The following is a 13,545-nucleotide window of genomic DNA, read 5'->3' as shown; positions in this document are numbered from 1 at the left end:
CATAGCTACTTATAATTGGTTATAGCTTTTCTTGCGGGCTTAGCATTGCTGTATGTTCAGCACTAAGCATGAGATAAGCAGCTTCATTAATAAATGCTTCATCTTCTGGTAACTCTGGACGCTCACCAGCTTTCATGCGACTACGCTCTTCGAACTTTGCATCCATTGCAGCTTGGTACGTATTCCAGTTAGAGTATGGACGTTCACCAGTGGCGATCAAGCGCTTGTTTTCTGCTTCTAATGAGCGCTTTTCTATGAGCTGCATTTTAGCGCGGCGGCTGTTGATGTCTAAACGAACAGGCTTCTTTTCATCATCCATGTTACGTATGTCATTGAGTGTCGATAGATAAGTAAACTGCGGGTTTTTCTGTTGGCGAACCTTAGACTGCTGATTGAGTGTTGCAAGCGTATCACTGGTAAATTTACCCTCAGGCTTATAAGGAGACGTTCTGATAGTATCCCAAGGTAGTGCTTTTTTCTGCGCGCGCTCGCCAAAGGTGGCGTCGTCATAGATGTTGACCAATTCAACATCAGGTACCACGCCTTTGTTCTGAGTACTACCGCCAGTGATACGATAGAACTTACGCTGAGTTAAGGTAGCAGAACCCAGCGCCAAGCTATCGAGCTGAATCTGTGCTGAGCCTTTACCTGTCGTGGTACTACCCACGACCAATCCACGGCCATAATCCTGAATGGCAGCAGCAAAGATCTCACTGGCTGATGCCGATGCCAAATTGGTGATGACGGTCATTTTGCCATCATACAGCTGCTCGCCACCATCATTGTCACGGTATACTTGAATGTTACCGCGATTATCACGAATTTGTACCAGTGGTCCACTCTTAATAAACATACCGAGCATTTTGGCAACTTCATCCAAAGAGCCACCAGGGTTGTTGCGTAGATCGACAACCAAGCCATCGATGTTTTCTTTGTTCAACTCCTTCAGTGCTTTTTCGGTATCGATACTGACACTGCGATAATCCTCACCGTTACGGCGCGCACGATAGTTCAAGTAAAAACTTGGTATTTCAAGCACACCGATACGTTTGGGTGTCTCATCTATATTAGGACGCTGCACCTCTACCACACGCTGAGTCACGCCAGACTCTTCTTGCTGAATAATGTCACGTACGACAGTAACCGTACGGGCGCTAGCATCTGGTGTATTTGGTTGACGTAGCTTAAGAGTGACCGAGGTGCCACGCTTACCACGAATCAAGCTGACAATCTCACGCGTTGACCACCCGACCACGTCAGTCATGTTCTCGCCATCTTTTGCGATACCGACGATTAAGTCATTGGGCTTAATTTGACCAGATTTGGCAGCGGGCCCTCCATCTACCAAAGTCACAATACGAGTATAGTCTGGGTTTTTACGATCAGGGCGGATAGAGACACCGATTCCCTCTAACTGCAAGCTAGATTGGATTTGCAGCTCAGTCGCTTGGATCGGTGCATAGTAGTTGCTATGTGGATCATACGTCAGCATTGCCGTGTTCAAGATGGTTTCCATGATCTCATCGTCTTTGAGGCGTTTGAACTGCTCCTGCTGACGTGACAAACGATTCTGCAAAATCTCACTTGGTGTACGCTCATCATTGCGTACTAAGTCTTGACCACGTGTGATATCTGGATTGTTTAAGAACACAGCTTCTTTGGCTTTTTCGTCTTCTTGCCCTAGCGTAATACTCATCAACTGAAATTTCAGCTGACGCGCCCAGTAGTCTCGTTGTTCTTTTTTGGTTTTGAAGTGACCCAGTTTTTCGCGGTCAAGTATGATGGTGTCATTACCTGTCAGATCGATATCTGTTTTTAACATTTTCGTTGCCATCGCAAAGTATTCATTTGAGCGTTTGCGATACCGATCATAGACTTCTACCCCTGCGGATAGATCACCCTGTTTGAGACGCGCGCCAAAATCAGCCGCGTGCTTTTTTTTCAGCTCATCGACATCAGACTGCAAAAACAACGTATGGTTTGGATCAAGGCTATCAATATACATTGATAAAATCTCGCTGCCCGTTTTGCTATCTAACGGCTGGTTTAGGTAATGACTGCGATCCAGCAAGGCGGCGACTTGGCGGGTAGTGACTTTTTGTTCAGGCGTCTGAACAAAACTTCCTGTATTGGTTTCTGCGACTGCAGTACCGTAACTTTGTGTCAGGATAATACCGGCTATGCCCACTGACGCTGCACTGAGTAACCACTGTGCTGGTTGTTTTTTCATCATATGTACCTAGTTATTTGAAGTTAGTGATTTGTTTGGAATTGGGGATATTGTTTGTTTTGTTAAAATCTAAAAACTCTGAATCTGTGATTATCTATCAATACTGATTATTTTCATTACTCGTCGTCTTGAGCTTACGCTCTTCTATACTTTTATTGTTATAAGATTTTTTTGTCGTTGTATCTTTCCATAATTTTTACAACGATGTTATTTTTGAAGCTCTTTATATTTTATAGCCTTTGAAGCTTACAGCTACTGTTATTACCCACTAATATATACTCTAAATTGAATAATATTATCATGAGCAATAATACTGAACTGTCTCAAACTGTATAAGCAATCTTACACGCTACGCCTACACATACCAAACTTTCTATCACTTTTCTCACTTAGAGCAAATGCAGACTATCAACCTCTATTCGATGATGATTAATAGACTGATTTGACGTCTATAATTCGTACATTAGGTTCATTTGATAATAGCTGTCATAATAAAGTCTATTGACGATGGCCTGCGAGTGAGTAGACATTTAGAGTTCATCAGACCCATAATATAACAATATAAAGAAGAATAAGGATCATGCAATGTACGGCGTTTTAATGATTGATATTGATAGTACCGCACTGACCGCTGAGGATGTCAGTTTACTCAAACAAGCACAAGTCGGCGGGGTCATACTGTTTGGACGTAATGTAGCCGATGCCGCCCAAGTACGTACACTGTGCGACGATATACGTTATCACAATCCCGATATATTGATTGGTGTTGACCAAGAAGGTGGGCGCGTTGCACGGCTACGTGAAGGCTTTACCCCCTTACCAGCAATGGGCAGACTTGGCGAGTTGTTTAATCAAGATCCGAGTCGTGCACTTAGCTGTGCGTATGACTGCGGCTACCTAATGGCAGCTGAAGTATTGGCGGTAGGGATTGATTTGAGTTTTGCGCCTGTACTAGACAGAGATGGTATCAGCCAAGTCATTGGTGACCGTAGCTTTCATCACGAGCCACAAGCGATTATCGCACTTGCGACACAGTTTATGCGCGGTATGAAAGCAGCAGGCATGGCCACCACTGGTAAGCATTTCCCAGGTCACGGCGCTATTGCCCCTGACTCTCATGTGTCAGAAGCCATCGATACACGTAGCTTGGATGAGATCATCAATAGTGATATGCAACCGTTTGCCCAAACGCTACCACTGCTCGATGCCCTTATGCCAGCACATGTGATTTTCTCGCAAGTAGATGATAAGCCTGCAGGGTTTTCAAAAATTTGGCTAAAAGATATTATTCGCGATCAATTAGCGTTCGATGGTGTACTCTTCTCTGATGATTTGTCGATGGCTGGGGCACAGGCAGCTGGCGATGTCAGCGCGCGTGTCAAGGCCGCTATTGAGGCTGGCTGCGATATTGCATTGGTATGTAATGACCGCGTGGCCGTTCATGAGGCTGCTGCTGCGGCACAGGAGTTGTCTTATCCCAATCAAAAACGCATCAAAACCATGTGCGGCAATATACCAGAATGGCAAGGCAATCTTGAATCTACTTGCCAGCATTTTGATTACTGGCAACAAGCAAAGAATAACGTCACTCACACCTTTTTTGACGCCTCTGCTGACACGCAAGTTACTGGAGAGTTAAAAGAACCGATAGACCCTACTTATTACAAATAGGTATTCGATAATAGATAATCAGTAATAGGTAACCACTAACGCGCTGATAAAATAAAACCGCCTTTGTATAAAGGCGGTTTTTTACTTTTAACTATCGTGTGATCAGAGGTTTGCAGATTAATTTGTTGGATCTACTACCGTATCTTGCGTGGCGTCATCACCATCTGGTAGCAAATCATCATTATTACTGTCTAAAGGATTCAAATCTGGGTCTAACGAATCACTATTGATCGTCATACCATCGTTTGGATCAACCATCTCGTCATTAACCATAAATTCGATGCGACGATTACGGAAACGACCCTGCTCGGTTGAATTGTCTGCGATAGGATCTGACTCACCCATACCTTTGGTCGTCAACTTGCTTGCATCGACACCTTGAGCCACTAAGTACTCTTTCACTGACTCAGCACGCTCACGAGACAGCTCCATATTATAAGAATCAGAAGCTTGACTGTCTGTATGACCGATAATCATCAAGTTCAAGTCAGGTACGTCGTCAATGATTTTTGCAGCGCGGTCTAAAATGGCTTTATTGACATCAGGAATGACAGCTTCATCCACTTGGAAATTGATAACCTGAATACTCAAAGCACGAGCAACGTCACGTGGATCTGGGTTTTCACCTAGATTGTTCATTGCGACATCTGCTGCAGCCACACTATCGTCAATCTCACCTTGTAGGTCTAATGGACCTTCAGCCTCTACCATCATTGCGGGTGCAGCTGCTTGTAAGTCGGATACTAATTGGGCCAATGCCGCATCGTCAGGTGCGTTGACCGTGATGGTATCGCCTTTAATAATCATACTGGCATTTGGGACATTTTTGACGATAGGTAATATAGTGGCAAGTTGAGCGGCAGCTGGCATGTCTATGGCAAAGTTATCATCAACGTCGGCGCGACACTTATTGGCTTCATCGCCAAATGCACCAGTTAGCGCATTCATTACATTGGTCTGTAGCGTTTCATTGCCTACGTTCATGCGGCAGGCGTAAAGCGTACCATTTTCGCCAGTAGCAATTCGCAACGATGCAGGCTCAATATCAGCTGCCATCACTGATTGTTCATTGCCTTGCTCATCTTTCTGCATGGTAGTCGCTGGCGTAGCAACAGGCTCTGGATTTTCCTGGCAACCTCGAAGTAAGGCCCAAGCCAATGCCCCCAAAATAATCAAACCAATAATCGGTAGTAGCGCTTTCATAAAGCTACCTTGTGGTTCTTCTTCTTTGTGTAGCGGTGCAGTGCTGACAGTATCGGACATGGGTGTAGCAGCAACTGCGCTCGCAGGCAATACAGCAGCTGCCCATGCAGGAATATGATGCTGATAGCTACTCAGATTATTACTTAAAAATTGAGGTACAGGCGTAGTACCGGCCAGACTTTTTATTTCATGAAAGGCAAGTGGTGCTGCCATCGCAACTAAGCCACGAGAGGCTGTCTCGTCAACGTTGTGTTCATGAGCAAGCTCACGGGAGATTTGATCGCGATGAGCCCCTTCTGTCCATACGCGATTATAAAAGGCGTCGTCATCACGCGCAATGTTTTCATTGGCAAAGCGATTGTAGGTCTCATCATTCGCTAAGCGAGCGGCAAAAATCGCATAAAACTGTTCCAGCAGGTTCTTCTTAGCAGGACTATGATCGTCCGCTAGTACCGCAGGACTGACCGTACGTGTCAAATGACTGATAATATCCATAATATAACTCTCCTCTTAATTTTTATTTGTATCATCCGATTACTCAATGCATAAGACCGCCAAGTAAAGCTAAAACATGACATCAAAATTCATTATGCAAAAATTCTGTTGTCAGTCTACTGTAGTCGCGCTACTGCATTTTATTTCAAACATTATAAAATTATTAAGAGAAGGTTCACAGTCGATGCGTTGTTGTACAAATGATACGTTAAGTAATGTTTGAGTTGGTACTCGTAACTATACAAGCACTTGGGTACATATCAATAACAGTTGAACAATTAGTTGTTGGAGCTTGCTTTCATATCGAACGGTGTAGATTTAAAAACTTTATCTCTCGAATATACAGAGAAGGTACTGTTAACCTATAACGGCAAAAAGCAGTATAGAAACCTATACTGCTTTTTGCCGTTATAGCTCTTGTTCTTTTAGCCACTTGACCTTTGGACTCCTTGACCTCTTAGCTATCTCACTTGGGCAGGCTCAGCGACGATGACACTGCTCGCCATGTCATCTACTTCTGATTCAGAGATAGGACCTGACGGTCTGCTCGTTCTATTATTAGAAGGAGCACTGCTAGGCATGTTATTAGACATACTACTTGGGCTATTGCTTGGTATGTTAGGCAGCCCACTGTTTGGGTTATTACTGCTTGGATTGTTATTGAGCCCTCTGTTGTTACCATTATTAGGTAGCGGCGCCGGTATCACGCGATCACCAGTGTTATCGTCAGGCGCTTGATACTCTACAGAGCCATTACCAGTACCATCGTTACTATACTGATTATTAGAGGCTGCTCCACCATCAAACTGATTGTTCACACCATCAGTACTTCCCATACCATATGCAGCGTTATTATTAGGTAGTGGCAACGGTGCAGTACTATCAACTGCCATAGCGGGTACTAAGCTGCGTATGTTTGTCACCAATTGCTGTAGTAGCATATTATCTGGTGCCTCTACTATAAGACGTTCGTTTTGTAACTGTAGACGTGCAAATGGCGTTGATCTGAGCATGGTTAAGACGTTAGGAAGTACGTCCACTGGCATATTAGCAATAGTAGTTGCTGTCCCATCTTGTATAGTCAATTCACAAATACCTGCTTGCTCTCCAAAGCTTGTATTGAGTGCCTGCTGCAATGTGCTTTGCAGTCCTACGTCGCCGACTGTGGCACTACAAGTATAGAGATTGCCGCTATCATCAACACCAATGATGAACTCGACAGGCGTCATCGCTTCTACTACTGGTTCGGGTGCAGGCGCTGATATCGCAGGCGCAGCAGCAATAGGCTCTACTGGTATGTCATTGTTGGGCTTGATCAGCAATGCCCATGCAGCAAGCGCAAGCCCGGCAAGTGCTACTATCAACAAAAACACCCGTATCAGCAAATCGTTTCGCTGATTACGAGTGCGTACTTGCTCTCGCTTCAGGCTGCCGTTCTCTGCCAAATGATGTGCTGCTGGACTGGCATGAATGGCATCGTCACTACCGAATCGAGTCTCTTCACCCAATCCGTCAGTAGATCCTACACGAGGTTGTCCGCCATCAGGGTCTGTAGTTGCAGCGGCTGTAATAGTAGGAACAGTGCTGGTGTTCAGACTGGGATCATCAAGTCTATCTAACATAGTTGACGTACTATCACTCAATGGTCCGATAGAGTTATCCGCCATAGCAGCTGACGGAATGTCTTGACTGACATTACTTTTACTATCTACGTCTAGAGTAGATGTAATAACTGGTTTTGCCCATATGGGTAGATATGGGCGTAGCGAAGGCTGCTCTGCTTGTAAAAATGCTGGTAAAAACTGCCCATTAGCAAGTGTCTTTAGCTCACGATACGCTAAGGGTGCGGCATTGATCAGTAATTGGGCAGTGACTGACTCATCAATATGATGTGTGGCTGACAGCTCTTGAATAATTGTATTTTGTAATACCTCACTATGCCACAACTGCTCAAATAAAGGCTTTTCAGGAATATTGTCGTTAGCTATTACTTGATCGTTACGCAGCAATTGCGAATAAACCTGCGGCACCGCCAAACGCGCAGCTAGGACCGCATAAAATTGCTCCAGAAGACTGATATATGCCACACTATCGCTACTATTGCGCTCGCCCAATACAGCTGGGGTAACCGTCTGCTCTAATTGATCAATAATACTCATAAGTCACCGCCTCGTTCGGCTTTTGAAATTTACAAAGGTTAATTGCTCGTCTTTAATTATATGTATAACACTCGCTTTTTGCTCTTGCCTTCCTAATCGTACTTAAGATGCCGCATCTATAGATTGTTTACTGAACTCACATGATACACTGCTACATTACTCACTATAAAAGCATAAAAAAGCATCGTTTTGTCACATAATAAACATTTGCAACCTGATAACTACTGTTAGTATTGTTTTATTACTCTACGAATAGCTTAGATTTATTATTAGTACGTTAATTATCGGTCATATTTAGTTTTCATTCAGCCTTAGCGCTAGGTTTTGAACACTGTCATTTATCGCATTGTCACACATCAGGCGCGGCCTAAGGATTATCCTTTGTTAAACCATACGACCCTTATTATCATTATCACGGTTATTGTCAGCTTGTTGGCATGGCAAAACAAAAAGCTACTCAATCGACTCATATTTTATCCACCAGCTGTAAACAATGGACAGTGGGATCGCTTTGTGACGCATGGCTTCATTCATGCCGATAGTATGCATCTACTTTTCAATATGTTTACGCTGTATTTCTTCGGTCGAGCTATCGAAGGTCTGTATCGCTCATTCTTATTCGGCTATGGTTTTGTCGTTTTTTATGTGTTGGCTATTGTTGTGGCCATGATTCCAAGCTACCTGAAAAATAAAAACAATGCCAGTTACTTAAGCCTTGGAGCCTCAGGCGGCGTATCAGCCGTTTTATTTGCTTTCATTTTGCTAGCGCCATGGGAACGCATTTATTTGTTTGCCGTTATTCCGATTCCTGCAATATTATTTGCTGTCGCTTATGTGTTTTATAGTATTTATGCTGACAAACGCGGTGGTTCCAATATCAATCACATGGCCCATATGTGGGGCGGCGCGTTCGGTGTCGTTGCTACCATTATCTTGGAACCCAAAGTGCTGCCCCATTTTATAAATGCTCTATTATCGCCTGGTTTTTAGACTAACTTTATTTAGAGTGAAGAGCGTTGTTAGAATTAGGAGCGTTATTAGAATGAAGAGCATCAGAATAAACAACCTTTAACATCCAGCTATTGAGCAACCATTTACTTTTATATGTGAGATTTAACCACTCGTTATGATTATAGATATTATCGGTGATATTCATGGTTATGCAGATAAGCTGGTCGGTTTATTAAACCAATTAGGTTACGAGCATAATGGTCAGCATTTTGTCCCGCCTACGGGTCATAAAGCATTGTTCATTGGAGATTTGATTGACCGTGGTTCGCAGCAGTTAGCAACGCTTGAGATTGTCTTTGCTATGATAGATGCGGGCGTGGCTGATGCAGTGATGGGCAATCATGAATACAATGCATTGGCTTATGCTACGCTCAATCCTGATGATAAGACTGAGTATCTACGAACGCATAATGCTATACATAAGCGTCAGCACGAAGCATTTTTAGCAGAGGCTGCATTTGGTTCAGAGCTACATAAGTACTGGTTGCAGCGTTTGTATGAGATACCTTTATGGATTGAGACAGACTATGCTTGTTTTGTACATGCATGCTGGGACGTAGATAGTATGGATATCCTCAAACCGTTTTTGACTGATAATAACTGCCTAACCACTGAGGGTCTACTCGCGACTGCCAAAGAAGATACTGTCGAATTTGATGCATTGGAGCGCGTACTAAAGGGCGTCGAAACAGGCTTGCCCGATGGCATCGTAATGGTCGACAAAGAAGGCACAGAGCGCTCGCGAGTGCGAGTACGCTGGTGGCTTGATGAGCTAAATAAACGCACGCTTCGCGAGGTGGCACGCGTACCCTCATCAGCAATGGCGCAAATACCGGCCGATGCACTCGCTGAAAATATTGATTTTGCGCTCAAAACACATAAACCTGTGTTTGTCGGTCACTATTGGCTGACAGGCACACCCGCACCGCTTAGTCCACAAGTTGCTTGTACTGATTATTCGGCAGCTGTAGATAGTGGTTACCTCACTTGTTATCAGCTTGATACCAACCAGCCCCTACCCTTAGCAGCGTCTCATTTTGTACAGCATTATCATGATAAAAAAACAGATATAAACCAGTGATGTTGCGGCTCTTAATACCAAGCAAGTATTAAAAATCAAACTTGGCTTTACGACTATAGCAAAACTTTTGTATGATGGTCTTTTTGAGGATATCCAGTCATGAGCACCATAAATACTGCTGCTAACCAGAACGGCCCTATCACCTCTCCTGCTGGTCAATCGAAAGTTGGCATTATCATGGGTTCGCAGTCGGATTGGGCGACCATGAGTGTGGCTGCACAATTGCTAGCAGACTTTGATATTGCTTTTGATTGTGAAGTGGTTTCTGCACATCGCACACCTGACAGACTGTTTGATTATGCCAAGAATGCTAAAGGTAATGGTCTGCAAGTCATCATTGCTGGTGCAGGCGGTGCCGCTCACCTGCCGGGTATGTGCGCAAGCCAAACACCACTACCTGTTTTTGGGGTACCGGTAAAATCCTCAATGCTGAGTGGTTGGGACAGTCTGCTGTCTATCGTGCAGATGCCTAAAGGCGTCGCGGTTGGGACATTGGCGATTGGTGCTGCTGGTGCTTATAACGCTGCTCTACTTGCGATTCAGGTATTGGCATTGCATGATGATACGATTGCGACCAAGCTCGATCACATGCGCCAGACGCAAACCGACACCATTCTTGCTAGTCCAACACCTGGTATTATCAATACCTAAATGCATTGATTGCATATAGATTGACGAGTACTTTTGATAGCATAAGACTGCTATTGCAATAGTAAAGCTACTATTATTTATTTTTGATTCAGTCCTACTAAAGATAAGGTGCATACAGTGCACCTTTTCCTATTTTCACCCATCGGGTTTTAACTTTCAATATACATCAGACCTCATTCACTTTTATTCAAAGAGCCTGCCATGACTACAGCAAACGCTTATCCTATTACCCAAACCATTCGTACCATCGGTATTTTAGGCGGTGGTCAGCTTGGTATGATGCTTGCCGAAGCCGCGATGCCACTCGGCTACCAATGCGTATTCTTAGAAGACAATCTAGAATGCCCTGCCAGCTTATACGGCCGTGTCTTTCACAGCGATCAATTAGTAGACTTTATCGCAGCCGCTGATGTGTTTACCTTAGAGTTTGAAAACACACCAACATCTACAGTCGAGCAACTGGTTAGTTTGTCAAAATCTGGCAGCAAGCAAGGCATGTTCCCGCCACTGATTGCTCTCGACATCGCTCAAGATCGTCTAAAAGAAAAGCAGATGTTTAACACACTCGATATTGCGACAGTGCCTTTTCTGGAAGTCAGTTCCGAGACTGAGCTCAAGCACGCTTGTAAAGAGCTAGGACTGCCTATTGTCCTGAAAACTAGTCGCGGTGGTTACGACGGCAAAGGACAGTTCGTCATCAAACAAGACAGTGATATTAAAACAGCTTGGCTAGACTTAAAGGATGCGGTCAGCGGTAAAGGCTCACTCACACCAACGCCTGCACCACTGATTGCCGAAGGGTTTATTAACTTTAGCCGTGAGGTCTCTATCATTGCCGCACGAGCGCAAGACGGTCAGGTACGCTGCTATGATTTGGTCGAAAATCATCATCATCATGGTATTTTGGCAAAAACTCAAGCACCTGCGGTTGGTACAAGCCACCTGTTTGAGCAAGCAACAGACGCTATTACCAAAGTTATGAATCACTTAGACTATGTCGGTGTCATGGCGCTTGAGTTGTTCGTCACCAAAGATGCTCGCGGTCACAACACGATACTGGCGAATGAGATCGCACCACGTGTACACAACTCTGGACACTGGAGTATCGAAGGCGCTATTACCAGTCAGTTTGAAAACCATATCCGTGCCGTGGTCAATTTACCATTAGGCGATACAGATAACGTGCATCCTGCAATTATGGTGAATGTACTTGGTCAATATCCCGATATCAGTGCAGTGTTAAACATCGATGGTGCTCATTATCATAGCTATCATAAAGCTGAGCGTGACGATCGCAAGATTGCTCATATCACCTTAATGCCCAATGACGTGACTGATTTAGAACCTGCTATGGCAAAGCTGGTTTCTATATTGCCGAATAAGGTAGGGCTCGATAAAGAGTATGCGAGTGTCAATGTGCAAACCAAAACGGTAGAAGGCGATGCTACGAATGATGATCAGAATGACAATACAGACAATGAGTTGAAAAATAAAGACAGCCAACCAGTCCTTTCATCAGATACCGAGAAGGCCAAAAAATAATGCAAATTTGGGTAGATGCCGACTCAGTGCCATTGATTGCCAAAGACTTGATTATCAAAACAGCTGAGCGTACCAAGACTATGGCAATATTTGTGGCCAATCAGCCGATCAAGCTACGCAAATCGCCCCTACTGGTCATGACTGTGGTGCCATCAGGTTTTGATAAGGCTGATGATTATATCGTTGAGCAGATACAAGCAGGTGACTTAGCTATCACCAGTGATATTCCTTTGGCAAATGACATCTTGGACAAAGGTGGTATGGTACTGACGACGCGCGGCGTGGTTTATGATAAAAACAACATCAAACAAAAGCTTAACATGCGTGATTTTATGGACACCATGCGAGGCACTGGCGTGTTAGAGCTACAAGAAATGAGCGGACAAAAACCGTATGGCGACCGTGACAAAAAAGCTTTTGCTGACGGTCTCAATCGTCTGGTTCGTTAGTACCTCTCATTTTTTTGGCAATTATCTGTTATAAGCTTATAGAACAAAGCCCTTTTTATAACGGCGTTTCATGAGCTTTACTTACCTCCTTGCAAACCATATACACTCTATAACCAAACACCATTCAATCAGCACGCTTTATAACGAAGCGTGCTGCCTATTTTTGTTACGCTATATTCAGTTTTTGAGATAAATAGTTTTTATATAAATAGTATTTGTATAAACATACTATAAGAACATCAAACAACAAAATCTAGAAAAAAATAGGAATTATTATGAAAATTTTAGTCGTTGGTGCTAGTGGTCGTGTAGGTGGTGATTTGGTTAAGCAGCTATTAGCTGATGATCATAAAGTCATTGGAACAACCCGCCAGGAAGAAAAGTTATTTGATAGTGACCGTTACACTCAGTTAGATTTAGATATCATGGCAAGTAAAGAGTCAATCGCAAAACAATTGGATCAAGATATCGATGCGGTCTACTTCGTGGCAGGATCTGGCGGCAAAAACGTATTAGAAGTTGATTTGCACGGTGCTGTAAAAACGATGCAGGCGGCTGAGGACAAAGGTATCAAACGCTATATTATGCTTAGCTCTGTATTCTCGCTAGAGACCGAAAAATGGGACGAAAACCCTGGTATTGCAGATCTAAAAGATTACTATATCTCCAAGCATTATGCAGACCATTGGTTGGTCAACAGTGCGCTTGATTACACGATTGTACAACCGGGTGCACTAAAAGAGCGCGCAGGTACTGGTAAAATTACTATTAATGATACCAGCTCTGGCGAAAATGCCATCGAAGACGTTGCGACTACATTGGCTGCTGTACTCACAGCAGATAACACCATAGGTAAGGTATTCAATCTACATAATGGTGATATCGACATCAATGAGGCAGTCGCTACCGTATAAGGTACTTTATAAGCTACTATCATATAGGTAGCTATTAGCTATCATTTAATATATTAGTTGACAGATATAACGTATAAAAAGGTCGTTACCAGATTGCCCACCTTTAGTTGGTACATCAGTAACGACCTTTTGTTGTTTG

General features: G+C 43.7%; 10 protein-coding genes. 7 read left to right on the top strand and 3 right to left on the bottom strand.

Going from position 1 to position 13,545, the window contains the following annotated elements:
- Nucleotides 1–19: 19 nt before the first annotated feature.
- Nucleotides 20–2,230 carry a carboxy terminal-processing peptidase gene (locus AC5JPY_RS09570; protein ID WP_443525356.1) on the bottom strand — a complete coding sequence of 737 codons (2,211 nt, stop codon included), beginning with the start codon at nt 2,228–2,230 and terminating at the stop codon, nt 20–22.
- 585 nt (nt 2,231–2,815) lie between these two features.
- Here AC5JPY_RS09570 and nagZ point away from each other — a divergent pair.
- On the top strand, nt 2,816–3,901 hold the full coding sequence (nagZ, locus tag AC5JPY_RS09565) for a beta-N-acetylhexosaminidase (RefSeq protein WP_443525354.1): 1,086 nt from the start codon (nt 2,816–2,818) through the stop codon (nt 3,899–3,901).
- A gap of 117 nt (nt 3,902–4,018) precedes the next feature.
- Here nagZ and AC5JPY_RS09560 read toward each other — a convergent pair whose 3' ends face one another.
- Nucleotides 4,019–5,599 (bottom strand): OmpA family protein, encoded by a 1,581-nt coding sequence (locus tag AC5JPY_RS09560; RefSeq protein ID WP_443525352.1) that lies wholly within the window; start codon nt 5,597–5,599, stop codon nt 4,019–4,021.
- A gap of 461 nt (nt 5,600–6,060) precedes the next feature.
- Complete coding sequence (locus tag AC5JPY_RS09555) at nt 6,061–7,758, bottom strand: hypothetical protein (RefSeq protein ID WP_443525351.1); 1,698 nt, start codon at nt 7,756–7,758, stop codon at nt 6,061–6,063.
- 381 nt (nt 7,759–8,139) lie between these two features.
- Between AC5JPY_RS09555 and AC5JPY_RS09550 the strand changes: the two genes are divergently transcribed.
- The 6 genes from AC5JPY_RS09550 (at nt 8,140) to AC5JPY_RS09525 (ending at nt 13,406) form a co-directional block, all read left to right on the top strand.
- Nucleotides 8,140–8,748: a rhomboid family intramembrane serine protease gene (locus AC5JPY_RS09550; protein WP_319051118.1), complete on the top strand. Its 609-nt coding sequence runs from the start codon at nt 8,140–8,142 to the stop codon at nt 8,746–8,748.
- A 136-nt stretch (nt 8,749–8,884) separates the two neighbouring features.
- Nucleotides 8,885–9,850, top strand: coding sequence for a metallophosphoesterase (locus tag AC5JPY_RS09545; RefSeq protein WP_493852381.1), 966 nt, complete (start codon nt 8,885–8,887; stop codon nt 9,848–9,850).
- 99 nt (nt 9,851–9,949) lie between these two features.
- Nucleotides 9,950–10,501, top strand: coding sequence for a 5-(carboxyamino)imidazole ribonucleotide mutase (purE, locus tag AC5JPY_RS09540; protein ID WP_493852380.1), 552 nt, complete (start codon nt 9,950–9,952; stop codon nt 10,499–10,501).
- Nucleotides 10,502–10,702: 201 nt separating this feature from the next.
- Entirely contained in the window at nt 10,703–12,043 is a 1,341-nt protein-coding gene (locus tag AC5JPY_RS09535; protein ID WP_493852379.1) for a 5-(carboxyamino)imidazole ribonucleotide synthase, read from the top strand.
- On the top strand, nt 12,043–12,492 hold the full coding sequence (locus AC5JPY_RS09530; protein ID WP_102093310.1) for a YaiI/YqxD family protein: 450 nt from the start codon (nt 12,043–12,045) through the stop codon (nt 12,490–12,492). The genes AC5JPY_RS09535 and AC5JPY_RS09530 overlap by 1 nt, the downstream gene beginning before the upstream one ends.
- Nucleotides 12,493–12,767: 275 nt before the next feature.
- A complete protein-coding gene (locus AC5JPY_RS09525; protein ID WP_493852378.1) occupies nt 12,768–13,406 on the top strand; it encodes an SDR family oxidoreductase in 639 nt (212 codons plus the stop codon).
- Nucleotides 13,407–13,545: the final 139 nt, after the last annotated feature.

It is taken from the genome of Psychrobacter sp. H27, assembly GCF_059072655.1.
The sequence above is the reverse complement of the archived record's forward strand: the minus strand, read 5'-3'. Positions and strand labels throughout refer to the sequence as shown.

Bases quoted from the DNA above. Each gene is read 5' to 3' on its own strand.
- AC5JPY_RS09535 (WP_493852379.1), top strand. From the start codon at position 10,703: ATGACTACAGCAAACGCTTATCCTATTACCCAAACCATTCGTACCATC.
- nagZ (WP_443525354.1), top strand. From the start codon at position 2,816: ATGTACGGCGTTTTAATGATTGATATTGATAGTACCGCACTGACCGCT.
- AC5JPY_RS09570 (WP_443525356.1), bottom strand. From the start codon at position 2,230: ATGAAAAAACAACCAGCACAGTGGTTACTCAGTGCAGCGTCAGTGGGC.
- AC5JPY_RS09555 (WP_443525351.1), bottom strand. From the start codon at position 7,758: ATGAGTATTATTGATCAATTAGAGCAGACGGTTACCCCAGCTGTATTG.
- AC5JPY_RS09525 (WP_493852378.1), top strand. From the start codon at position 12,768: ATGAAAATTTTAGTCGTTGGTGCTAGTGGTCGTGTAGGTGGTGATTTG.
- purE (WP_493852380.1), top strand. From the start codon at position 9,950: ATGAGCACCATAAATACTGCTGCTAACCAGAACGGCCCTATCACCTCT.
- AC5JPY_RS09545 (WP_493852381.1), top strand. From the start codon at position 8,885: ATGATTATAGATATTATCGGTGATATTCATGGTTATGCAGATAAGCTG.
- AC5JPY_RS09560 (WP_443525352.1), bottom strand. From the start codon at position 5,599: ATGGATATTATCAGTCATTTGACACGTACGGTCAGTCCTGCGGTACTA.
- AC5JPY_RS09530 (WP_102093310.1), top strand. From the start codon at position 12,043: ATGCAAATTTGGGTAGATGCCGACTCAGTGCCATTGATTGCCAAAGAC.